This is a genomic window from Bacillus sp. SRB3LM (assembly GCF_015712745.1).
Classification (GTDB): domain Bacteria; phylum Bacillota; class Bacilli; order Bacillales; family Bacillaceae_G; genus Bacillus_A; species Bacillus_A thuringiensis_K.
The window spans coordinates 337,478-361,953 of the sequence record NZ_VWVQ01000103.1; the positions used below are offsets into that span (position 1 = coordinate 337,478).

A 24,476-nucleotide genomic window follows, 5' to 3' on the forward strand; every position below is an offset into this window, starting at 1 on the left:
AACATATTAGTTTTGAGGTATATTCACTGTACCAGTAATCGTTCCTCGTGTAACGTAGTTTGAAGAATAGCTACCTATTTTTATTACGGTGAACGGCTGGTCTCCATAAGGTTTTAAAATATAATCCCCATTACTTATCGAATAATCCCCAGTTGCATCTTGCATTGGAACTGCCGAAGACCAATCATCTCCATTCATAGCAATAAAAGTTACATTGTTATCAAGGTTTGTTGCATTAATGCTAGCAGAAACCCCATTTTCACCAGAGCTAGCTGTCCAGATTGTTGGAAAATTATCTGGTCCTACCCCGGATTCATTCCAGTAAGCCCAAAGCGGACTTGTAATTGTATAATTTATAATATTATCGGATGACTGAGTAGGTTGACTAACAGGAACCAACTCAATCCGATCGATAAATACTTGTGTGTTTGTTTCCTGTGGCTGTAAGGTAAGTGCTACTACCACATTTCCTGAAGGTAAAGTAAGAGGATCACCAGATCCGCCACCTGTAGGCCATGAGATGTCTTGGACTACATAATTTCCTTGTTGTCCCGATACATATACTTGATTTGGGAAGTTTGCTTGTATATTGGCATCTGTAGTACTTTTAAATCCCCATCCACCACCTTGAATCTGGCCACCATTTGCTACTACACTTTGCGTTAAAGATGCAGTAGTTGTACCAGCGTTTGCATAACGTACACGAACTTTATATTTTCCCGCTGTTAAGTTTGTTGCTGTTATCAACAAAGTATTTCCCGGAGTAAGGTTTACAGCATTCGCACCATTCACCCATTCTCTTACCACTACAGGACGGTTCCCATTCGTAAGAAATCCCTTTTCTGCCGGAAACCCTTTTCCAACGATATTTAGTGTATCAGGATCGATTGTACCAAAAACATTGTTTGGACTTAGACCATAGGGAACGAAACTCGCCATTACTCCTAATTTCCCAGATGCTCCCGACACATTTGTTTGTGTAAAAGGGTATAGCGCATTTATTTTTTGATTTGGTAGCTGACTATTACAACTTTGAAAATAGCCATTATTACTCGGACAACTGCCTCCTGGTGAGCAGTCTCCAGAACAGTATCCAGGTAGATTACAACCTGAAAAACTACTAACATCTCCCCACATGTTCTCCCCATCAACATATGTCGTATGTTGAGTTGCAGCATTAATGTTTGTTATAGGAGCGTTTTGCCAATGATCACCTGAGGTACCTGGATCATTATCACCATATCTATACGTGTTACTTGGATAGTTTAGAATAACTCCATATGGCCAGCAGTAACAATCACCACAATAGGAACCGTGATTATAACTATAGACTCTGGTTTGCACCTTCTGTAATTCATCAGGGAAATAAAAAATAGAGTTAAAATCTATTGTCCCATGTTGATAGCTAGTTGTATTGTCGAGAATATTTCGAATCGTTACATTTCCATTACGAGATTGATCTTGCCCTACTAGATCTGAAAAAATAACACGTGTTTGTTCTAATTCTGTTTGAGAAGTATAATCATCAGGATACATGGAAGGCCATGTTGCAACCATATCTAAGCCGTTTAACAACATTCCTCGAATATATACATTGTAGGCATTGATCGAAGCTTTATCAGATCCTAATGAAGGCATCCCCGATTTAAAAGCATCAAACACTTTTTGTGTGTTGTCATGAATAGCTGTCCGCATGATTCCTTTTATTCTAACTAGATTTTGTTTTTGTGTAAGCCCATCACCTTGTGTTTGATCTGGGTACACTACATTAATCCATTTATTTGCAAACTGGATAAAAGATTGATACGTTGATAATTGTACAGTTGCTCCTATAACAAAGAAAGGTATCGCAAGCGTGTCAAAATTTCCAGTGACCATTTGACTTAGGGCGATAATAAAAGCGGAATTAGCCGCAACAAGTTCATTATAAACATTTACATAATCTGAAGGGCTTGGTTGTCTTGGTTGTCTGTTTTGATCTCCTTGTACGCCAGTAAACTGCGCATCGACTACGGTGTCCGCTGCCTCGCTCGCTAATGTAAAAATAGCATTCAAATACCCCTGCCAATTATTTTTATCCTGATTAGATAAGGCTTGATTCAACTGTTTTTGAATTTCTGCATCAATCAAATTAATCAATTGTTGAGTATCATCTTTACTACTGTGTGGCCACAACCAACCAATCACCATGCTGAGAATTGGTGCTGCAACAGCAACGCCAGGAATTTCAGCGCCTAAAACTGTTCCTAATATTCCTATACCAGCTTGTAAAACTGCTAGATAATTGAAGCTTCCCCCACTCGCTGCTGAGAATCCGTTCTGTAGAACCGTTGTTAATAATTTGTCACTACCTGTTTTTTGAAATTCCACCCATGCTTCTTTTAGGGAAGTAATAAGGTCCTCAAAATCACCAAATTGACTCCCTGCAGTGCCCCTTGGCGGGCTTACCAGTACATTATAAGGAATAATGGATTGTTCTTGTAATGAATTCATAAAATACCCCCCTATAAAAATGGATTTGATATAGCATACTCTCTTTTCGAGACGGTGAAGAAACTCAGAGCTTTATATGTTTTATTGGTATTATAAACATATTTTTTTGTGTGAATGGAATGTTTTGGGTTGTTATCACCATTTTAAGATATACGTGAAATACTCTGTTTATTCCTGTTATTTTCTTTATATAAAAAACTACAATGTTTTCCGTAGTCTGACAAAATTGTTCAAAAAGTAAAAGTATGTGTATATGTGAGTCAAAAAAGGGAAATTTACATTCCAGACTTCTCTTTTTCGACGTAAAAGGAATTACATTATTTAAACATCAACCATATTATTTCGTACATAATCATAACCGAGGTTTATCTTATCTTTAAATTAGGATGTGTGCTCTGAACACCTGAATCAACAACTGCTACAAACCTCATTTTTTCCAATTGATTCGTTTGAGCCTTTAATGTAATTCCAATGGATTTGAATCCCCGTAAACACAGTACTCATAGGATTATAATCACTATGTGTAAACTGTGAATCGTGTCCATTGGCTTGAATGATTCCAATATTAGGTGAAAGGTTCTGTTGCAAAGTTTCTTAAGAAATAAAAAGGTGAAATTGAGTATATCTGAATCTTATGCAATTGTGAGTAATTGTTGTAATTCATTGTACATTGAAAAACCGAAGTCTGAGCCAAGACTTCGGTTTCTTTTATATAAAGCATGAACGGTTTCAATGCCTTTCAAGGTACGAGAAGCATGTCGAAGGTTTTGAAATCCTGCGGATTTAACAAAACGTCTTTTAACATGCCTACGGTCCTGTTCTATAAGATTATTCAGATGTTTGATAGTGCAATGAGTTGTATGTTTATAAAAACCTTGTTCTTTTAATTTGTTAAATGCACATAGTAACGCTGGGGCTTTATCTGTTGTGAGAACCGTTGGTTCTCCAAAAGCCTTTACCAATCTTTTCATAAAGGCATATGCCGCCTGATGATCTCGTGTTTTTCGAAGCTGAATATCTAATGTGTATCCATCTTTATCAATCACACGATATAAATAAACCCATTTTCCTTTTATATAAGTCTCGTCTAATTTCCACGATGATCGTACCTGCTTGTTTTTCTTCTTCCAGATTTGATAAATCAAATTCCCATATTCATGGACCCAACGCATGATAGTTGTTGGATGAACCGATATTCCACGCTCTCTCAAAAGTTCAGATACATCGCGATAACTTAAAGAAAAACGGCAGTAATAGCCAACGGCTACTAAAATAATATCTTTTTTGAATTGCTTTCCTTTAAAATATCTCATGTCTCATTCTCCTCAGCACATTTTCCCTACAGTTTAGCTGCATTTAAAAAACTTTGCAACAGAACCTCATTGAGCAAGATTATCGATTTATCAAAAAACGGATTCGGAATATGCTTGGATTGAAATCCTTGCGAACGGCTACAAAAATGATCGCTGGAATGGAAGCTATGCATATTGATCAAAAAAGGACAAACGCTCCAAGGGGAGAAGTCTGTTCAAAAGCAAATGTATCTTATCGATGAAATCTTTGGTTTAACAGCATAAATTTCAATTCCGTTAGGAATCTTTTGTTCATTTTTCATAAACCCACTATTTTTGCAAAAGAACCATATCGTTAGATGTGGTTAAGGCCGATGCTACTTGATTCATATTTGCTGCCATATCACCACTCCTTTAAATTGTTTATTAGAAGAGGTTCTTCTTATAATTTAGAAAACATTAAATTTTCTCTGTATTAACTGTACCAGTAAATGTTCCAGTGTTGAGAGTTTGGTTAGTATCATACCCGGAAGATGACAATTTTATTGCTGTAAAAGACTTATCAGCACAGACCCCTTGAGAGTCTTGAGAAGGACGTTGAAAGTCAAAATTGTATGTGCCATTACTTAGAGACGTAGTTGTTTGATAACCGACTGGACACATATAATCCCAATTATTTGGGTCTGAGTCAGATCCCTGACCAGTTTTAGCTAGAAGGGCCGCACGCAGCCAACCATCATTAAGTCCAGCTATAGTTATAGTAGCAGTAACGCCACGTTCTCCTGATTGTGCCGTCCATATCGTCGGGTAAATGTCCATATTATTACTCGCGCCGCCAGGGACTGGGGATGTAATCGTATAATTAAGGTTTTCAGCATTATAAGGCATAGGAATCAACTCAATGCGATCGATAAATACTTGTGTGTTTGTTTCCTGTGGCTGTAAGGTAAGTGCTACTACCACATTTCCTGAAGGTAAAGTAAGAGGATCACCAGATCCGCCACCTGCAGGCCATGAGATGTCTTGGACTACATAATTTCCTTGTTGTCCCGATACATATACTTGATTTGGGAAGTTTGCTTGTATATTGGCATTTGTAGTACTTTTAAATCCCCATCCACCACCTTGAATCTGGCCACCATTTGCTACTACACTTTGCGTTAAAGATGCAGTAGTTGTACCAGCGTTTGCATAACGTACACGAACTTTATATTTTCCCGCTGTTAAGTTTGTTGCTGTTATCAACAAAGTATTTCCCGGAGTAAGGTTTACAGCATTCGCACCATTCACCCATTCTCTTACCACTACAGGACGGTTCCCATTCGTAAGAAATCCCTTTTCTGCCGGAAACCCTTTTCCAACGATATTTAGTGTATCAGGATCGATTGTACCAAAAACATTGTTTGGACTTAGACCATAGGGAACGAAACTCGCCATTACTCCTAATTTCCCAGATGCTCCCGACACATTTGTTTGTGTAAAAGGGTATAGCGCATTTATTTTTTGATTTGGTAGCTGACTATTACAACTTTGAAAATAGCCATTATTACTCGGACAACTGCCTCCTGGTGAGCAGTCTCCAGAACAGTATCCAGGTAGATTACAACCTGAAAAACTACTAACATCTCCCCACATGTTCTCCCCATCAACATATGTCGTATGTTGAGTTGCAGCATTAATGTTTGTTATAGGAGCGTTTTGCCAATGATCACCTGAGGTACCTGGATCATTATCACCATATCTATACGTGTTACTTGGATAGTTTAGAATAACTCCATATGGCCAGCAGTAACAATCACCACAATAGGAACCGTGATTATAACTATAGACTCTGGTTTGCACCTTCTGTAATTCATCAGGGAAATAAAAAATAGAGTTAAAATCTATTGTCCCATGTTGATAGCTAGTTGTATTGTCGAGAATATTTCGAATCGTTACATTTCCATTACGAGATTGATCTTGCCCTACTAGATCTGAAAAAATAACACGTGTTTGTTCTAATTCTGTTTGAGAAGTATAATCATCAGGATACATGGAAGGCCATGTTGCAACCATATCTAAGCCGTTTAACAACATTCCTCGAATATATACATTGTAGGCATTGATCGAAGCTTTATCAGATCCTAATGAAGGCATCCCCGATTTAAAAGCATCAAACACTTTTTGTGTGTTGTCATGAATAGCTGTCCGCATGATTCCTTTTATTCTAACTAGATTTTGTTTTTGTGTAAGCCCATCACCTTGTGTTTGATCTGGGTACACTACATTAATCCATTTATTTGCAAACTGGATAAAAGATTGATACGTTGATAATTGTACAGTTGCTCCTATAACAAAGAAAGGTATCGCAAGCGTGTCAAAATTTCCAGTGACCATTTGACTTAGGGCGATAATAAAAGCGGAATTAGCCGCAACAAGTTCATTATAAACATTTACATAATCTGAAGGGCTTGGTTGTCTTGGTTGTCTGTTTTGATCTCCTTGTACGCCAGTAAACTGCGCATCGACTACGGTGTCCGCTGCCTCGCTCGCTAATGTAAAAATAGCATTCAAATACCCCTGCCAATTATTTTTATCCTGATTAGATAAGGCTTGATTCAACTGTTTTTGAATTTCTGCATCAATCAAATTAATCAATTGTTGAGTATCATCTTTACTACTGTGTGGCCACAACCAACCAATCACCATGCTGAGAATTGGTGCTGCAACAGCAACGCCAGGAATTTCAGCGCCTAAAACTGTTCCTAATATTCCTATACCAGCTTGTAAAACTGCTAGATAATTGAAGCTTCCCCCACTCGCTGCTGAGAATCCGTTCTGTAGAACCGTTGTTAATAATTTGTCACTACCTGTTTTTTGAAATTCCACCCATGCTTCTTTTAGGGAAGTAATAAGGTCCTCAAAATCACCAAATTGACTCCCTGCAGTGCCCCTTGGCGGGCTTACCAGTACATTATAAGGAATAATGGATTGTTCTTGTAATGAATTCATAAAATACCCCCCTATAAAAATGGATTTGATATAGCATACTCTCTTTTCGAGACGGTGAAGAAACTCAGAGCTTTATATGTTTTATTGGTATTATAAACATATTTTTTTGTGTGAATGGAATGTTTTGGGTTGTTATCACCATTTTAAGATATACGTGAAATACTCTGTTTATTCCTGTTATTTTCTTTATATAAAAAACTACAATGTTTTCCGTAGTCTGACAAAATTGTTCAAAAAGTAAAAGTATGTGTATATGTGAGTCAAAAAAGGGAAATTTACATTCCAGACTTCTCTTTTTCGACGTAAAAGGAATTACATTATTTAAACATCAACCATATTATTTCGTACATAATCATAACCGAGGTTTATCTTATCTTTAAATTAGGATGTGTGCTCTGAACACCTGAATCAACAACTGCTACAAACCTCATTTTTTCCAATTGATTCGTTTGAGCCTTTAATGTAATTCCAATGGATTTGAATCCCCGTAAACACAGTACTCATAGGATTATAATCACTATGTGTAAACTGTGAATCGTGTCCATTGGCTTGAATGATTTCAATATTAGGTAAAACCTCAAAAACATTAATAATGGCTATCAAGCTTTTGCTTTTTACTTATGCCGTACGCTATCCACCTTTTTTCTGATGTTACATTAGACCATGATTCCATTCGGAAAGGAAGTGCAGTCAACATCTTCCTTTCCTTCTATGAGTGAGCCCTATACAGAGTTAGGAACGACAGAAAACCAAACGATTTTAGGTGTAGAACTGATTCCCCATTAAGAAAATGGCACAATGTTTTCTGTAGATACGTTAAAAACAGGAACCGTATTAATTTTAATAACGAGTAAACAGGTAGAGATACAACTTATTTCCTCATCAGGGAAGGTTTATAATAAACAAGATACATTAGTAACAAAGGGTCATAATATCTTTTTAAAGGGGTTTTCATTCATATGTTTCAACTAAAAAGTATGAAAGTGGGAGACTGGCAGATACGTATGAACACGGAAGGTAAAGATGCCTATTTAATGATGGTACGGTATCAACAATAAGCACCTTTCCATTTGAAAATACCCGCTAATAAAGCAAAATTAAAAATCCCATCTTTTGATAAAAAACTGTTGAAGCGGAGGTGGTCTCTATTATGATTCGCGTTGTTCATTGGACAGCTACACTGAGTTCATAATCTGATGGATTTCGACAAGTAGATACAAATATTTTATCTGCTACGTTACAGCATATAGAGCAATCGGATATATACAATCTTATAATTGATGTGAAAGGAATAAATAAAACAGGACACCCATATACATGTACAATTATACTTTCTATGTATATTGAAAAATAAAATATGTTTAGAATTCTACAAACAGAAAAAACGCTCTTATGAGCGCCCTTTTTCTGTTCGTTACTTTTATTCATTTTGAGGTGGTACAGTAAAACTGGAACACAGTATAGAGATAAATTATTCTATATAAGAGGTGTTTCAGATGAAAAAACAGTATGATGAAACATTTAAAAAACAATGTGTTGAATTGGTAATCAAAGAAGGGCGTACAATTTCCAGTATTCAAAGAGAATTTGATCTAGGACATGGGACTCTTAATTCATGGATAAAAAAATATTCTTCTCCACTTTTAGATAGTAAGGGAACTGATATGGCAGAACTACGTTCTTTACGAAGAGAAATCCAGGCATTAAAAAAGGAAAATGAATTTTTAAAAAAGGCGGCAACCTTCTTTGCCAAAAACCAAAACTAACACGTTTTCAGTTTATCAAACAATATCACCACATATTTGGAGTGCGCTGGCTTTGCTATCGATTACAAGTGTCTGCGAGTGGTTTTTACGACTATTTTCATCGTAAAGCCACTGAAGGTCAGAAACAACGTAAAAAGACAGCGGCTTATATTGTCATGCAATTTAAACGTTTAAAAGGTAGAATGGGGTATCGAAAACTGTACCGTTATCTTATAAATAGAGATGTTATGGTGAGCTTATCTCAAGTAAGACAAGCTTTATGTCGAGCTGGATTAAAGTCAAAAGTTGTCACGTATTATAAAAAAAGAAAGCAAGACCATTATACATTCCCAAATGTACTAGAGCGCTCCTTTAAACCTGGTAAGAAAGACGTTCCAACAGTTGTATGTGATATTACAGAATTTCGTTTAGTAAATGGATTGAAAGTGTATTTTTGTGCTGCATTAGACATTAGCACCCGGCGGGTGCTTGGTTACTCTTTGGATACTCACCAAGATGCGCAATTAGTAAAGGACACAATTCAGCAAGTTAAAAATGTTTATGGAAGTCACAAAAAGATTTTATTTCATAGTGATCAAGGATCCCAGTTTGCCAGTTATACAGTTACTGATTTTTGTAAGCAACAAAAGATTCAACAAAGTATGTCCCGCAAGGGGAACTGTTGGGATAACGCTGTGATCGAATCATTTTTTAGCATCTTTAAACGTGAATGTTTGCATGGAGAAAAACTGATTTCTCTCGCTCAAGTAACTCAGTTAGTAGCTGAATTTATTTATATGTATTACCATTCCATTCGTCCGCACTCATCATTAAATGGAATGACTCCGTATCAGTATTCAAAATCAATTGCATAATCTATTTCATGTTCCAGTTTTTCTTGACCAGGTCACTTTGATAATACTCGTTGTGCCTTTGTTAATCGTTCTAACATGTTACGATAGAAATTAGGATAATTGGCTTTCTCATCCTCAGAACTAACGTATAATCCATCCATCGTAAAGTCTAACCTCACAACTGTTTCTACTTCTTTTTGTATAATTTCTTTTTCATATTCAGTCAAGATAGACACATAGTATTTACCCGTAGGAGTCATAGAAATCGTACATGATTGGATTCTATAATCTTGTAGCATTTCTCTATGTTGTTTGATACGTACCATTTTCAGTTTTGGCAATTTGATATGACCATTCAGCAACATAATATTTCCGTTTACTGCATTCGTTGTATAAGACTTTCTGTCTTTTACTTTTGCATGTTAGGAAGTCATTTTGACCACTAAAGAAATTCTTATAGGCAGTTTGCAAGTTTAGTTGAGCATTTGCCAAAGCTAATGAATCCACTTCTTTTAATCACTCAAATTCTGCTTTATATTTCGCGGGAGTTGGAGGCTTTTGTTTCTTTAGTTGTTCCTTATCATCTTTATATTTTTCGTACGCTTCTTTTCGTTCAGCTAACATTCTATTATACACGAAACGTACACAACCGAAGGTTTTACGCATAAGATATGCTTGTTCTTCTGTTGGATACAAACGGAATGTATATGCTTTATTGTGCTTTGTCATATCATTTCACCTCACCTTTCACCTTGATTTTCAATATATTTCTTTACTACGTCTATTGGAGAAGCGCCAGTAGTTAATAAGCAAAAACTTCTTGACCAAAACATCTCTTTCCAAAGTTTCGTTTTCACTCGTGGAAAATCTCTCTTGATGAGTCGAGAACTTGCACTTTTATAAGCATTAATAAATTTTGTCATTTCTGTATTCGGATGAGCCTTGAACAAAATATGAACATGATCTACATCATGATGCCACTCTACCAATGTTATGTTGTAATTCTCAGATAATCTGACAAACATGTCTTTTGCATAGTCTGATATATCATCATTGAACACATTTCTTCTGAATTTTACAACCAATACAAGGTGATACTATAGCAAGAACACCGAATGATTATTATTATCTAATTTCATTGATATACTAATATTTATTCTTTATAAGACTGACTCTGTCAGAGGAAAAATAAAAAGCAAAGCCTTTTGGCTACGCCCTTCACACGCTTGAGGAAGAAGAATTCTTTCGGGGAATACGTTAAACTGTTTTCTTAAAACATTTTATTTTAGAATTTTCTTCACTCTATTTTCCGAAAATCCACATCAGAAACCCTTGGATTTTTTATACCATATATAATTCTATTCGAATGAATAAAATTATATCTTAAAAATAGTCATTTGGTTTTACAATCCAATTTCAAAAAACAAAAGAATATACCCTATTAGGAATTAAAACTCATCTGAACATACAATAGATAACATTTTTTCTGCATTATGGTAGATTTTCCGATTTTTAATTTTGAAGTTTACTAAACTTAACATTCAATTTTTTCAAACTCTTCCTAGATCTGTTTTCCAAAGATTATGGCTAAAAATTGAAATCCTACGCGACGATTCGTAATCTTATCTTATTTACCTTTCCATAGGTTAAGTGGATTTACATGATAAATATCGTGTTCGATTGCAAATCTCTCTGAGAGAAAAATAGAAAAAATAGGGGGTAAATTCCAAATGCTACATCATCATTTACAATAAATATTTGTTATTATGACTTAAATTCCAAATTATTCACGTTCTAATTTAGATGGAATTTTAATTATTATATATAAATGTATAATAATTTTGACAAATTTATTATACGTGCAGCTAAAATATTTGTGAATAAACTTGGCTATCATACAAAAGGCCTTATAGTAAAAAAATAAATATACTAAAGTTAACTATTTTGTTCCTAAAAATAGTACTACTCAAATTGTAAGTTAGTTTATAATGTACTGGATATTTCTCTTAATAATAATTTTGATTTGTACAGTATACCAAATTAGTGAAATTTTAATTCTTTAAAATTATTAAGATATAATAGGACCTTGTTCTATTTTTCCTTCTTTTTTTTTTCAATCTCTGCTATGATGATGAATAGATACACAGATTTTTAAATATATACATTCTAATAAAAAAAACCCGGTAACCGTTTTTAAATGTTTGTTAGGTTGGCCGCCCACCATTTAAAAACTAGAATCCAAGGTTTTGTAACTTACGTAAATAAAATCAATACTTAAATAGTATCATATCTTAAAAAAAACGTAAACTACAAAACCTCTAGTTTCTTATGCCCAAATTTAAAACCGGGTTGATATGGAGGTTTTTTATTATGGCTAATAAACTAAAACGTGCAGTGATAAAAGAAGAATTAGTGGTATTGACTGGAGACTTTAAGAAAGCAGTTTTATTAAATCAATTAATTTATTGGAGTGAACGTGTTAATGACTATGATAAATTTATTGAAGAAGAAAAAAAACGTGCACGTATGGCTATGAATACTGAGGAGAAACAACGCGCAGAACTATTAAAACAAATTGAATTATCACATGGTTGGATATATAAAAGTGCAGAAGATATGAGTCTAGAAACTATGCTTGGCATGAGTAAATCCAGCATAGGGAGACATTTAGAAAGCCTCTTACAGAATGGATGGCTAGAACGTAGAAATAATCCTAATTGGAAAGGAGACAATACCTATCAATATAGAGTTGATATTTTGAAAATTCAAAGAGATTTATTCAAATTAGGCTATTTTCTAGAGGGTTATAAATTTGATTTTAGAGAGTTTCAAAATGAAACTCTGATGTTTCAAAACAGAACGTCAGAGTTTCAAAATGAAACTGATTGTTTCGAAATAGAACAACCAGTTTCAAAACGAAACAACCAGTTTCAATTTGAAACAACATTACCAGAGATTACTACAGAAATTACATTAAAAAATACATTAGAGAGTTATACTAATTCTTCTTCATCTAATATAGATAATTTAATTCATATAGTAGATGAATTAAATTTACAAGATGAAGAAGAATTATACTTAAATCAAATGTCAGATTTATTTTATAAATCTGTTGTTGAACGATTAAATGAAAAAAAAATCTTTACTAAAAAAGATTCTCTACTTGATGTATTAAAAACTTTACATAATAAAAACATACGGATAGGTACATTAAGACAAGTAGATCAATCTATTAATGAATTTCTTACTGAAGTACATAAACGTGCTCAAACTTCAGACCCTATAAATTCGCCTACAAAGTTTTTTGTAGGACGCTTAGAAATGGTTATTAATCGCGAAAATACTATTGAAATTGCAAAAGCATTTATACGCCAAAATAAAGAATCATATAAGGGAAAGTTTTTATTTTATAATTGGTTAAAACAATAAATTTTCAACTTAATAATTATATTAAATAAACAACTTGAATTTTCATATACGAATGTAAATATATTTACACAAATACGATTGTGAAATAAAAAAGCAGGACACTTTTTTTAAATATAGTTTTAATCCAAGACATTATGAAAACAACTTAAATTAATTGTATATAGAAAAAACGACGTTTGATTGTTGTGAACGTCGTTTTTTCTATACTGTATATCAAAATATTATTCTTTTAATTTCAATATACATCTCATCCACTTGTAAAATAAATCTCAATGCCCCCTACTATCTACACCATTTGTTATACGGAATCGAAAAATAATCATTTCGAAATAAATTGTTAAAGATTCCTATCAATCTTAGATATCTACCACGAAAAATCGTTATATCTTTTTATTTTATATACATTATATAGAAAGGTAATGCATTTGTCTTCATAAAAGACAAATATTAGATTTAATTCTAATTTAAACAAAGATAAACTAATATTACAATAAAATTTAATAAATTTATTATTCAGGGGGAAGAGATATGACTACAATTTCAAACAATATTATTGAAATCATTTTAGCAACCATTGATTATAAGATGTTAGAGATAGAATCAATACTTATGAAACTTATAATTGAATTTGATAATCAACAATTATATAGTGTGAAATATAAAATAATGGAAGTTAAAAGGTGGTTGCTTTTTTTACAGAAAAATAATTTGAATAAACCACTAGCAAACGAATTATTACTACAATTACAAATCATGAACAATATTTTGAGATAATATTGTTTTTATTAATGTGATAAACAAAAAAACTTCTTAAATAATTTATTATATATTAATCTTGAGAATAAGAGTTTCATTAGAAAAAAAAAAGGATAATCCAATAAATTAAAATTGTTTTGTATATAAAAAAATGCAACTGGAATATAAAGTGAATTGATATGACTAACAAATTAAAAGACTATAGTATCTAAAATATTTTAATTTTAGTCAGTTGTATTTAAGAAGTGCATCTTAAGTACTAAGCATCAAAGGAGGAAATTTGTTGATTAACAACAAATTATAGTAATATGTTTTTAAAAAGGCATTATGATTTATTAAAATTTATCTCATATGAAAAAAGATGGTTTTCTCTACAGGAAGTAGCTGAACATTTGAATTGTTCTACTAAAACCATTCAAAGAGATTTAATACAAATCACAGATTATTTACCAGCGGATTGGTCTATTCAAACATCGAAACGAAAGGAAATTAGACTGAAAAAACCTGCTTTTTCATCTATAGATATTATTCGAATAGAATACTTTAAAAATACTTTACTTGTTCAGACTCTTAAAAAATTATTATGTAATAATATGAAAACTATTGATGAACTAGCACGTAACTTGTATATACAAACTACAAAAATGCGATCTGTTCTAGTAGAAGTAGAATCCTATTTAAATCAATATGACTTAAAATTGAAAAAAAGACCGTTAAGAATAGAAGGTAATGAAACTAATTTACTTTTAATGTATTATAAACTTTACTTAAAATCCTATGATAAACAAGAATGGCCTTTTCAGGAATTCAAACAAAATATGTTTACAGTTTTTTTACAAGAAATAGAAAAAATTATGGGTATTAAGTTTTATAAAGAAAGTATTAGAAAACTATCTATTTTTATTTCCATATATTTAATGCGAAAAAAAAATAGATATGCAATTCCTCTAGATAAAAAAACTATTTCGGATTGTATGTCTTCATCCGTGTATAGAGAAATTTCCGTGGTTACTACTTCTGTTTTTGAAAAATATGGTATAAATTTAAGGTGTCAAGATATAGTAGTTTTAATCATTGCTATAAATCATTCTGAATATTACTATGAAAGACAAGAAATCATCAAAAAAGATTATTTAGCTTGTATTATGAAAGGAAAGAGAGCTCTTTATAAAAATCTTAAAGATTTAATACAAACATTAGAACATTCATTTAGTGTAAATTTACTATGTGATGATGAATTTATTTTCTATATAGTATGTACAATGAAACCACATGTTTATAAATCAAAAATATTTACTGATAAAAATTATATTCGCCCCACTACATTCTATATAAAAAAGAAACATCTAAACACCTTCAATCAAGTAAAAGTAATTATTAGTAAATGGCAAAAGAAATATAATATGGGAGCCCATATTGGAGAAAATGAAATAGCAAATTTAACGATGCATATAGAAGCAATACATATGAAAAGAAAAATAAAAAATAAAAAGATAGTATTAATCTTAAGTTCCGGTAAAAGTTGGGAAAAATATATGCAAGAATATTTAAACCTATATTTCAATAAAAATATGGATTATTTGAATATTAATTTTGATCAGCTAGATAATACAAAATTAAATTCTGATGAAATAGCATGTATTATTACAGATACAATACTCACTCAAAAAATGGGTTCTATACCTATTATTTTAATTTCTGATATCCCTGTCCAACGAGATTTGGAGGAAATCTCACGATATGTATAAAATCAGGGAAAGAGTTCCGGAAAATGTAAAAGATCTTGCTTGTATTCTTTTAAAAGAATATTAATTTTCGGAGAGATAACTTGAAAAGTTAAAAAACCTTTATGTCTAATTACAATATTGTTATTTCGAATAGTCAAATTATATTTTATATTTATAAATTAACTTACTATTCTTGACTTTAGGACACAAATTACCTATTTACTAAAAAAACAATCCCACCTTTAAGAGTTTAAGGTGGGATAATGCAAAATTGGTTACTATTATATATTGTTACAGATACCTTTAAAAAACTTGAAAAGATAAATTATAGAATAATTTTTGCGATTGTAAAATTCTCGAGGTTCAATCATTTTTAAGTTGATTAAAGTTTTGAAAAACAGAACTATATGTGGAGCCTGATAAGATACATCGGTATTCATATGAATATCCCATCTTAAATAGACCGAAAGATAATTAAAAGGGAATAGTTTAAAGATTACAGTATTCGTTAATTTGTTTATGACATAACTCATCAAGGGATGAGGTTTCATATTGTTTATACCATTCTACAGTTTTTTCAATAGACTCATAAATATCCCATTTAGGGAACCAATGTAATTGTCTGTTTGCTTTACTAATATCTAAACTTAAAAATTGAGCTTCATGTACTGCATTTGAAATGTTTTCTTCTCTCCATTTTCCGGATCCCCATATTTGAATGAACAATTCAACTAACTCTTTAACAGAAATCATATCTTTTGAATAAGGACCAAAATTCCATGATCCGGAATATTTTATGTTTTTTTCTAATAAATTTGCAGTCAATATAATATACCCACTTAAAGCTTCTAATACATGTTGCCAAGGTCTTACTGCATGTGGAAAACGAACGATTACATCCTTATCTTCTTTTAAAAATTTAATAGTATCTGGAATAATTCTATCTAATGACCAATCGCCTCCGCCAATGACATTACCAGCTCGAACAGTAGCTATTACTGTCTGATGATTTTGAAATTCTTGAGTACTAAAGTATGAATCACGATAAGAGGCGATGAGTAATTCACAACATCCTTTACTAGAGCTATAGGGATCAATCCCCCCCATTGGATCATTCTCACGATATCCCCATGTCCATTCTTTATTTTTATAACATTTATCACTTGTTACAAAAATAGCAGCCTGTGCATTTCCATTTACTCTCATTGCTTCTAAAACATTTAGAGTTCCCATAACGTTAACATCATACGTATATTGAGGATATTGATAAGAATACTTAACTAAAGGTTGAGCAGCTAGGTGAAAAATAATATCAGGATTATATTTTTTAAATATAGATTCTAGCATGCCATAGTCTCTTATATCTCCCCGTATGTCAATAACGTCTTTTTTTATTTTTGAAGAATTAAAAATTCCCTTTTCATGTCCAGAATTTAAAGATACTCCTATTACTTGTGCACCTAATTGGGTTAGCCATAATGTTAGCCAGGAGCCTTTAAATCCCGTATGTCCGGTTATCAAAATCTTTTTATTTTTAAATACAGAAGGGTTTATTGTTCTCATTTTATGCTATCCTTTTACATTTATTTTGTATTTTTCAAATACCACTCAAAATTCTCTTTATACCACTTAATAGTATTTTGAATACCTTTTTCTAAAGGTGTTGTAATATCCCAATTAAGAATTTTTTTTATTTTACTAACATCAGAGGAAACATTCATTCTTTCATTTTCTTTATATGGTAAAAATCCATATAGAGGTTTTTTATTGGTTTCAAAATTCTCAAAAATGATTTCGACAAAGTACTGTAGCGAGTGTGTTATCCCACTCCCAATGTTAAAAATTTCATTTTTTATATTGGTTTTTTTAGCTGCTAATATTAAAGCTGTAATAAGGTTTTCAATATAACAGTAATCTCTTGTTTGTGTGCAATTAGTTAGATGCACATTTTTCCCTTGTAGTAATTGCAAAATAACATAGGGAAAAAGTCTCTCTGATGATTCTCCTTCACCAAAAATATTAAATGGTCGTAGTGTAACTATATCCATTTTATGTTTAAGCGCAACGTTATGAGCAATTTTAGTAGCGGTAGATTTAGTTATTCCATATATATCAATTGGATTTATATCAGTATTCTCATCAATCTTTTGTAATGATGCTCCATATTCTGAACTACTGCCTAAATTAATTATTTTTTTACAACCTATTTGTGCTATTGCTTCTACTATATTGGCTGTACCTAAAATATTAGTTTTAATCTTCTGAATACTAGTTGTTTTAGAGGAACACCCACTATCAGCAGCTAAATGAAAAATATAATCAGGTTTCAATTTTCTTGAAATATTGTTTATTTTTTGCGTATCTACAATATCTCCATTACAGATTTGAATATCTTTTAATATATTTTGAATCCGCCACAAATTTGCATTCTCTCTAGCTAATATGGATACTTGTGCCTCTTCCTGTAAAAGTCTACGTACCAAGTGTGCTCCTATAAAGCCATGTCCACCTGTGACTAATATTTTACTATTTTTCATTCATATTCTCCTCTTAGCCTGAATATTAAATCTGGAACCGGTTTTTAGGTATATAATTCGATGGTACTGAAGCATAAAATTGTGAGACATCTTTTTGTCCTAATGTTTTTTGTAATTTTTTAGTTGCTTGTTTGATAGACTTAATATAAGGGGTGTAAACAAATTGAAGAATAGGCGGTGTAAAATTCAAGGGTTCGTGATACCAGGTATCATACTCTTGTTTATTAATCATTAATAGACTTCCAAAATGATATGAAATAAGTGGTTGGTCGTCAATATATAATTTGCTATTAGTTTTGGAAATCAAATGATTATTGCTCATCACTGAATTCCATGGTGCTACATTTATTCCTATATTTTCTAGAATTTTTATATTGCTAAATAAGAGAGGAATGGTTTCTAAATACTTTTGATCTCCCCAGCTATCATAGTATTCATCATAAGTGTTAGAGCATCTATCGAGACATTTTATTTCCCACCAATCGAGTATATCTAAGCTATTTTTTTCTCGTTTAAATCCTATTAATCCAGCTTGATAAATCCCAAATTTGTTTTCAAGATTATTGGAACCTCTTTGCCGGCATAAAAATATAGAATATGTGCTCCATTCTGTTAATAATACTGTCGGATCAGAGAAGAAAAACATGTCTGCATCACAATAAATAATATGATCTGCTTCCAGATAATTAGATAAAATGTATGAGCATAGAAATGGCTTTAATGTCCAACAATATTCCTTTAGGCTTCGAGTATTTTTTATGGATTTAAGAAGTGTATTTTCTATTTTTTCAATATTTATTAATATAACGTTAGGTAATTCCATTTTTTGTAATGCGCTATACGTGTTAGGATCCATACAAAGAACCCAGATATGAAAATTTTTCATATTAGTTGCTAGCGATGAATAATACGCTAAAAATTTAATAACATATTTTTGACTTACAATCGTGGTAAAATTAAGGAAATAATCATGTTGATCCATCTGTCGACGTAATTGACTATAATTATAAAAATTTTTTGCTGTAGATATATTTTCTTGATGTATGCATTGATTAAAAGTGTCTTTATTAATCTGTCTAATTTCATCCATACTTCGACGTAATGCATGTAAATAAGGAATATAGATATTATTTTTAATAAATTTATTAATCATTAATGGACTAAGGGACCACAAGTCGAATTGATTTTGATTAAAAATTGATAAACAGGCAAAATGAAAAACAATTAACTTATCATCTTCAATATATATATCATTTTGTTGCTGTTTAAAATTATAATTATTGTTATAAATACAATTCCAAGGTGCAGCATCGATTCCCAAGTGATTTGAAATTTTAATGTGATGGAAATACAAGGGAAGTTTATCTAAATATTTTTGATCACCAAAATTTACTCCATCACTTTCTTGATAACACCAATTTAAACATTGCTCTTTCCACCATTTCAAACTTTTTCTGCCATGAAAGTTATTTTTAAATCCAATAAGGCCAGCTTGAAATTTTCCAAATCGATCTTCTACAAATTGTGAATCTCTTTGAGGGCATAAAAAAGCTGCAAATTCTCTCCACTCATCAAAAATTGGTTTAGGGTTTGAAAAGAAAAATAAATCGCTATCACAATATAGAACTCTTGGTATGTTGTATGTTCGGAATAAAAATTCTATGAAAGGAGCTTTTAATGTCCAACAATATTCATTTATTTTACGTTCTGATTTGATTTTTTTTAGTAGCTTATTTTCTAAGTTTTGTACAGGTATCAAAATCACGTGTTCTAACTTTTTACTTTGTAGAGTCGAAAGAGTTAGTTCATCGATACAGCAAATAAATAGTGTAAAATTTTCAGTATGCTCATGAAGTGATTCATATAAAGCTAATACTTTAAAAAGATAGTGTTTTCCTACAATTGTACAAAAATGAAAACCTTCCAAGTTGACTATATCCATTTCATCTTTTGTGGGAGAAACTTGAGTTTCCCATTCTTCATCCTCTGGTTTTTCTAATAACGGAGTATTCTCTGTTAGAAAAGGGATTATTGGTGTGGAAAACTCGGAAGGTGTTGAATCGATATTTTTTTCTTGCAGGGTATCTTCTAAAACTTTGTGTGTAAAAAAAGAATCCCATTTTAGCTTTTTCAGTAAATTTTGTATAAAATTATTCACTGTGGTGGACCTCCTTTTGAGGTATGCCATATTTCATTTGCTGTTATCAAATCTTTATAAGTATCAATGGAAATCCAACTTCCCTTATGATGATATACAGCTAATTCTCGATTTTTAATTAATTTCCGAAAAGGTTCTTCTTCTAAAACACAATCGGGATTTGTGTCTAAATAATTGAATATTTCTTTATTGCATACAAAGAATCCACCGTTAATCATTTCGTTTTTTTGTGGTTTTTCCGAAAATGCAGTCACAACCCCATCCTCTGATTGCAATATCCCATATTGGCTAAGGGGATTCACACTCGTGAGCGTCATTACTTTTCCCATTTTTTTATGGAAATGTATTAATTCATTAATGTTAATATCAGCTAATCCATCTCCATAGGTAATCATGAAAGTATCATCAAGGATATATTTTTCAATTTTTTTGATTCTTGCTCCTGTCATAGTATCTTCTCCAGTATCTATGCAAGTAACATTCCAATCTTCATCTTTTTCTAATGGAGTATATGTTTGATTAGAAAGGTTGATTTTTAGATTTTTATCCCTCCAGTGATATTGCATAAAGTATTCTTTTATCGTGTCTCCTTGATATCCTAGAGGTAAAATAAAGTCGGTATAAGAATACTGTCCGTATAATTTCATTAAATGCCAAATAATGGGCTTTTTTTGGACTTTGGCCAGAGTTTTCGGAATAGATTTTGAGAGTCCACTCATTCTTAGTCCTTTTCCACCACATAAAATAACTACTTGCACATTATCCCCTCCTATAAAAACTCTTTTTAAATCAATGTGAGTTCTTAAATAATAATATTTTGAGTTTATTATTTTATAATATTTACTTCGTCTAATATTTATTGTATATGTGTATTTCTAAAAATATTGTCTGTACAATACACCCAAAAAAGATGAATAAAATGCCGTTTGAAAAATTTTACAAATCAATTTTGTTTAGAATAAGATAATTTAATTTTATAAAAGCATTTTAGATATTAGATTTTATTGTAATACGTTTGTTTTTTATAATAAAAAATAGTACGAAATGAAACTCTGTTGTTAGAGCTGTAGATTGCTTTGTAATTTTAAATAAGAATATTTTAATGTGAAATTCTCTCCTATAAATGTTAGTAAGGAGCTATCATGCTCGTAATGAAATACTCAATGTGAAAAATATTATTATTCACTAAATGCTAACTGTGCTGTAGTGGTAACATGTAGCTTTTTGTAATATCTATTTGTTAGTAACGGTGGTAAAATCCTTTATAACAACGGTTCCAAATTCCCCAAAAATAACGGACAATGGTTTCAAAACGACAATGATGGAGTGGAGAAGCTATGGTCAAGATTGGGGAATTTTTTATGATCAGAGAATTGTATCAAAAAGGATGGACAATCAAAGCGATATCTGAAGAAACAGGATTTGATCCAAAAACTATTCGGAAATATATCCAGCAAGATGCATTACCATCAAAAAAGAAAGTAGAGAAAAAACCAAGTAAACTAGATCCATATAAACCATACCTCCTTCAAAGGATTAAAGAAGGTACTACAAATTGCGCAGTGTTATACGACGAAATTGTATCAATGGGATACCCAGGGAAGGCTACCATTTTGCGCGATTTTGTCAGACCTCATCGACAAACCCCTAAAAAACAAGCAACCTTACGGTTTGAAACACCACCTGGTAAACAGGCTCAAATGGATTGGGGATACATAGGGAACATAAAAGTTAACGAAAAAGAACAAGATGTATACGCGTTTGTAATGGTATTAGGGTACTCCAGAATGAAATATGTTGAATTTACTACAAGTATGGATTTAGAAACTTTAATGAAATGCCATATGAATGCATTTGCTTATTTTAATGGGGTTCCTGAACAAATCCTTTATGACAATATGAAAACTGTTGTAATTAAACATACACCAGTAGAGATTAGATTTAATCGAAGGTTCGAAGATTTTCTATCCTATTATGGGATTGTGCCGAAGGCGTGTAAGCCATATCGTCCACAAACAAAAGGAAAAGTAGAAAATGTAGTAGGGTATCTTAAAAAGAATTTTATGCAGCGTAAGCATACATTTACTTTAGAATCATTAAATGATGACGTCAGGGATTGGCTAAATAAAACGGCAAATCGTAAACCAAATGGAACAACAAAAGAAGCTCCAATCGCAAGATATCAAGTCGAGGAAAAGTATCTAGGAAAGTCTAATACAAAACCAGCCTTTCCAATTACAAAATGGGAAATACGAGAGGTTAGTAAGGATTGTTTTATCTCTTATCAAGGAAAACGTTACTCTGTACCGTTTCGATTCGTGGGCAAACAAGTGAAGATAAAAGAGACACTTGATCATCATCTTGAAATATATGATGAATTAGAGTGCGTCGCAATACATCCAATTCTTACAGGTAAGACTGAAACACATGTAAGCCTTGAACATTATAAAGGGCTGAATGCGACAACAAAAGGTTTGGCGACCCGTCACATTCAACCCGATGAGCTCGAAGTAGAACAACGTTCTCTTCAAGTGTATGAACAATTAGAAGGGAGTGATTCTGTATGACCACTCAGCTTATAATTGAACGCTTAATCAAAGTTGGATGGCATCATACCGCCGACCAAATTGATGGTCTTTTAGAAGATGCATCTAAACATAATGTACCATATTCTGAATTTCTAAACACCCTACTTTTGCATGAAATTGAAAAAAGAGAAGCATCAGCTTTACAGAAACGAATACAACACGCGAAACTTCCGTTTCATAAAACAATTCATGAATTTGACTTTACTTTTCAACCTAGTATTAGCGAAAAGCGAGTGAAAGAAGTATTAACATGCCGTTTTATTAATAATGGGGAAAATGTCCTACTCTTAGGACCTCCAGGAGTAGGGAAAACACATTTATCAATTGCATTTTCTAGCGAAGCTATCATGAAAGGTTATACAGCACTTTTTTTGAGAGCTGATGATTTTATTAATGAGTGTAAGAAGGCTCATACCAAGGGACTATTGAATCGAGTAATCAAACGTTGGAGTCGTCCTGATCTTCTTATCATTGACGAACTAGGCTATTTTCCCTTTGATGAATTAAGTGCCAATATCTTCTTTCAAATCATTTCAAAGCGATATGAAAAAGGGGGAGCACTCATTGTAACGTCAAATAAATCTTTTATAGAGTGGGGAAAGATTTTTGGAGATGAAGTATTAGCAATAGCTATTTTAGATCGACTCTTACATCACGCAACAACATTTAATATCAAGGGAGATTCATATAGGCTTCGTGAGAAGCAAAAAGCTGGAATACAGCCAACAACATTAAATCGCTAATAAAAGGGAATTTGATTCCGTCAAAAAAAGGGAATTTCAATACGTTATTGACAATATCTTCTATTGGAACACTATTGGCCCGAGCCAAACAGAAGTTTCGTAAGATGTATAAACAAGTAGAGGAGGCATAACAAATGAATTGTTATGCTAAAGGGTTTGTTCAAGCGTTTATAGATGGGGAGCTTCCTCATCATAAAAGAAAAGGATTTACAAAGCATCTAGATACATGTGAAGTATGCCAAAATACATTACTTGAAATTAGTAAATTAAATCAATGGGAACATGTCATGTTAGAGGATGAAACTATACACTCATCACAAGATATCAACATTGATATTGAACAAGCGTGGAAAACATTTGAAAGTCGCACAAAACTAGAAAAAGTTTCTTATATAAATGAAAAAACTGAACAGAAGAAGGGATTGTTTACGAATATGAATAAAAAATCAAAACGCTTTATGTATGCGGCGGTAGCTGCAGCTGGACTTTTCACAACAGCTATGATTCCACAAGTACGAGTGGCAGCGACAAATGTTGCTTCCTATTTTTCGAATGAAGTTTCAAATGATAAGGTTGTAAATGAAGGTATGCAAGATGAAAATGGTGTCACACAAGATATGATGAAAAATGGCCAATACATTCCGATTGATGAGAAAATCACAGATCAAGGTGTTACGGTACATTTCAAAGAATTATATGTGGCAGATTCACGTATATCTGTTCATTATAAAATTGAAAAAGCAGATGGAAGTTTAGTACCGTATGAATTTGATACAACGGGATTAAATCTTAAAAGTGAAGGCAAGGAAAATGGACAACAAGAGGAAAACCCAGAGTACTACGGAAAAGATGGTAGCTTCTCACAATTACCATTTATTCAAGGAGAAAATGGCTTACCATTCAAGCTAAAAGCGGCAGGGCAAGATTTAGAACATGTAGGTATTCGTGATAAAGATCGACCAGAAAGTGTCCTTACATTTGTGGAAGGTCCTGAGGGAAAAGATTCCTTCAAGCAGCCACTTACATTAGATGTAAATATAAATAAAATTGGAAAGCTAGCCGGATCTTGGAAGGAACAAATTCTAATTGATCCTTCTAAGTTGCAAAAATAAAACTAATTGAGATGAGAAAAAGAATAGAACGATATGTATCTCATACGAAGC

General features: G+C 32.3%; 17 protein-coding genes and 3 pseudogenes. 11 read left to right on the forward strand and 9 right to left on the reverse strand.

The genetic code is table 11. The annotated features are described in order from the left end of the window. Positions 1–6 precede the first annotated feature (6 nt). Together F3I02_RS28935 and F3I02_RS28940 are read right to left on the reverse strand one after the other, a co-directional pair. Positions 7–2,493 carry an insecticidal delta-endotoxin Cry8Ea1 family protein gene (locus F3I02_RS28935; protein WP_196478667.1) on the reverse strand — a complete coding sequence of 829 codons (2,487 nt, stop codon included), beginning with the start codon at positions 2,491–2,493 and terminating at the stop codon, positions 7–9. Positions 2,494–3,125: 632 nt separating this feature from the next. Continuing rightward, positions 3,126–3,806, reverse strand: coding sequence for an IS6 family transposase (locus F3I02_RS28940; protein ID WP_196478668.1), 681 nt, complete (start codon positions 3,804–3,806; stop codon positions 3,126–3,128). Positions 3,807–3,868: 62 nt separating this feature from the next. Here F3I02_RS28940 and F3I02_RS28945 point away from each other — a divergent pair. Then, positions 3,869–4,070 (forward strand): annotated as a pseudogene (locus F3I02_RS28945) (DDE-type integrase/transposase/recombinase); the annotation flags it as partial. A gap of 174 nt (positions 4,071–4,244) precedes the next feature. Here F3I02_RS28945 and F3I02_RS28950 read toward each other — a convergent pair. Further along, a complete protein-coding gene (locus tag F3I02_RS28950; RefSeq protein WP_196477899.1) occupies positions 4,245–6,776 on the reverse strand; it encodes an insecticidal delta-endotoxin Cry8Ea1 family protein in 2,532 nt (843 codons plus the stop codon). Between the two features lie 663 nt (positions 6,777–7,439). Between F3I02_RS28950 and F3I02_RS34525 the strand changes: the two genes are divergently transcribed. From F3I02_RS34525 to F3I02_RS28960, 3 genes are all read left to right on the forward strand, one after another. Continuing rightward, on the forward strand, positions 7,440–7,562 hold the full coding sequence (locus F3I02_RS34525; protein ID WP_269061754.1) for a hypothetical protein: 123 nt from the start codon (positions 7,440–7,442) through the stop codon (positions 7,560–7,562). Positions 7,563–8,272: 710 nt separating this feature from the next. After that, on the forward strand, positions 8,273–8,542 hold the full coding sequence (locus F3I02_RS28955) for a transposase (protein ID WP_230876755.1): 270 nt from the start codon (positions 8,273–8,275) through the stop codon (positions 8,540–8,542). Continuing rightward, complete coding sequence (locus F3I02_RS28960; protein WP_196477923.1) at positions 8,497–9,396, forward strand: IS3 family transposase; 900 nt, start codon at positions 8,497–8,499, stop codon at positions 9,394–9,396. The genes F3I02_RS28955 and F3I02_RS28960 overlap by 46 nt, the downstream gene beginning before the upstream one ends. Positions 9,397–9,431: 35 nt before the next feature. Here the strand turns inward: F3I02_RS28960 and F3I02_RS28965 are convergent. Together F3I02_RS28965 and tnpA are read right to left on the reverse strand one after the other, a co-directional pair. Further along, a pseudogene (locus F3I02_RS28965) lies at positions 9,432–10,104 on the reverse strand (RNA-guided endonuclease TnpB family protein); the annotation flags it as partial. Between the two features lie 11 nt (positions 10,105–10,115). Next, entirely contained in the window at positions 10,116–10,460 is a 345-nt protein-coding gene (gene tnpA, locus F3I02_RS28970; RefSeq protein ID WP_230876788.1) for an IS200/IS605 family transposase, read from the reverse strand. A gap of 1,285 nt (positions 10,461–11,745) precedes the next feature. On the opposite strand from tnpA, the gene F3I02_RS28975 reads away from it, so the two are divergent. The 3 genes from F3I02_RS28975 to F3I02_RS28985 all read left to right on the forward strand — a co-directional run bounded on the left by F3I02_RS28975 (position 11,746) and on the right by F3I02_RS28985 (position 15,308). Continuing rightward, positions 11,746–12,804, forward strand: coding sequence for a MarR family transcriptional regulator (locus tag F3I02_RS28975; protein ID WP_196478235.1), 1,059 nt, complete (start codon positions 11,746–11,748; stop codon positions 12,802–12,804). 528 nt (positions 12,805–13,332) lie between these two features. Next, complete coding sequence (locus F3I02_RS28980; RefSeq protein ID WP_196478236.1) at positions 13,333–13,578, forward strand: hypothetical protein; 246 nt, start codon at positions 13,333–13,335, stop codon at positions 13,576–13,578. A 290-nt stretch (positions 13,579–13,868) separates the two neighbouring features. Further along, positions 13,869–15,308: an AcpB/EbpR/MafR family transcriptional regulator gene (locus tag F3I02_RS28985; RefSeq protein ID WP_196478237.1), complete on the forward strand. Its 1,440-nt coding sequence runs from the start codon at positions 13,869–13,871 to the stop codon at positions 15,306–15,308. Positions 15,309–15,776: 468 nt separating this feature from the next. On the opposite strand, the gene rfbG is transcribed toward F3I02_RS28985, so the two are convergent. The 4 genes from rfbG to F3I02_RS29005 are packed head-to-tail and all read right to left on the reverse strand — an operon-like array spanning position 15,777 to position 20,740. After that, positions 15,777–16,850, reverse strand: a complete 1,074-nt coding sequence (gene rfbG, locus F3I02_RS28990) for a CDP-glucose 4,6-dehydratase (protein WP_196478238.1) — start codon at positions 16,848–16,850, stop codon at positions 15,777–15,779. Between the two features lie 20 nt (positions 16,851–16,870). After that, positions 16,871–17,824 (reverse strand): NAD-dependent epimerase/dehydratase family protein, encoded by a 954-nt coding sequence (locus F3I02_RS28995; protein ID WP_196478239.1) that lies wholly within the window; start codon positions 17,822–17,824, stop codon positions 16,871–16,873. Between the two features lie 25 nt (positions 17,825–17,849). Then, positions 17,850–19,982 (reverse strand): glycosyl transferase, encoded by a 2,133-nt coding sequence (locus tag F3I02_RS29000; protein ID WP_196478240.1) that lies wholly within the window; start codon positions 19,980–19,982, stop codon positions 17,850–17,852. Continuing rightward, positions 19,979–20,740 (reverse strand): sugar phosphate nucleotidyltransferase, encoded by a 762-nt coding sequence (locus F3I02_RS29005; RefSeq protein WP_196478241.1) that lies wholly within the window; start codon positions 20,738–20,740, stop codon positions 19,979–19,981. Before F3I02_RS29005 ends, F3I02_RS29000 begins: the two co-directional genes overlap by 4 nt. 579 nt (positions 20,741–21,319) lie before the next feature. On the opposite strand from F3I02_RS29005, the gene istA reads away from it, so the two are divergent. The 4 genes and pseudogenes from istA (at position 21,320) to F3I02_RS29025 (ending at position 24,425) form a co-directional block, all read left to right on the forward strand. Further along, on the forward strand, positions 21,320–22,549 hold the full coding sequence (istA, locus tag F3I02_RS29010; RefSeq protein WP_196477521.1) for an IS21 family transposase: 1,230 nt from the start codon (positions 21,320–21,322) through the stop codon (positions 22,547–22,549). After that, positions 22,546–23,313, forward strand: a complete 768-nt coding sequence (istB, locus tag F3I02_RS29015) for an IS21-like element helper ATPase IstB (RefSeq protein ID WP_196477522.1) — start codon at positions 22,546–22,548, stop codon at positions 23,311–23,313. Before istA ends, istB begins: the two co-directional genes overlap by 4 nt. A gap of 47 nt (positions 23,314–23,360) precedes the next feature. Beyond that, positions 23,361–23,444, forward strand: a pseudogene (locus F3I02_RS29020) (RNA polymerase sigma factor SigX); the annotation flags it as partial. A gap of 3 nt (positions 23,445–23,447) precedes the next feature. Next, positions 23,448–24,425 carry a DUF4179 domain-containing protein gene (locus F3I02_RS29025; RefSeq protein WP_196477609.1) on the forward strand — a complete coding sequence of 326 codons (978 nt, stop codon included), beginning with the start codon at positions 23,448–23,450 and terminating at the stop codon, positions 24,423–24,425. Positions 24,426–24,476: the final 51 nt, after the last annotated feature.

Coding starts and splice junctions, on each gene's coding strand:
- F3I02_RS28995 (WP_196478239.1), bottom strand. CDS start 17,824: ATGAAAAATAGTAAAATATTAGTCACAGGTGGACATGGCTTTATAGGA.
- F3I02_RS28935 (WP_196478667.1), bottom strand. CDS start 2,493: ATGAATTCATTACAAGAACAATCCATTATTCCTTATAATGTACTGGTA.
- F3I02_RS28940 (WP_196478668.1), bottom strand. CDS start 3,806: ATGAGATATTTTAAAGGAAAGCAATTCAAAAAAGATATTATTTTAGTA.
- F3I02_RS34525 (WP_269061754.1), top strand. CDS start 7,440: ATGATTCCATTCGGAAAGGAAGTGCAGTCAACATCTTCCTTTCCTTCT.
- F3I02_RS28985 (WP_196478237.1), top strand. CDS start 13,869: ATGTTTTTAAAAAGGCATTATGATTTATTAAAATTTATCTCATATGAA.
- F3I02_RS28980 (WP_196478236.1), top strand. CDS start 13,333: ATGACTACAATTTCAAACAATATTATTGAAATCATTTTAGCAACCATT.
- F3I02_RS28975 (WP_196478235.1), top strand. CDS start 11,746: ATGGCTAATAAACTAAAACGTGCAGTGATAAAAGAAGAATTAGTGGTA.
- rfbG (WP_196478238.1), bottom strand. CDS start 16,850: ATGAGAACAATAAACCCTTCTGTATTTAAAAATAAAAAGATTTTGATA.
- istA (WP_196477521.1), top strand. CDS start 21,320: ATGGTCAAGATTGGGGAATTTTTTATGATCAGAGAATTGTATCAAAAA.
- F3I02_RS28950 (WP_196477899.1), bottom strand. CDS start 6,776: ATGAATTCATTACAAGAACAATCCATTATTCCTTATAATGTACTGGTA.
- istB (WP_196477522.1), top strand. CDS start 22,546: ATGACCACTCAGCTTATAATTGAACGCTTAATCAAAGTTGGATGGCAT.
- F3I02_RS28955 (WP_230876755.1), top strand. CDS start 8,273: ATGAAAAAACAGTATGATGAAACATTTAAAAAACAATGTGTTGAATTG.
- F3I02_RS29025 (WP_196477609.1), top strand. CDS start 23,448: ATGAATTGTTATGCTAAAGGGTTTGTTCAAGCGTTTATAGATGGGGAG.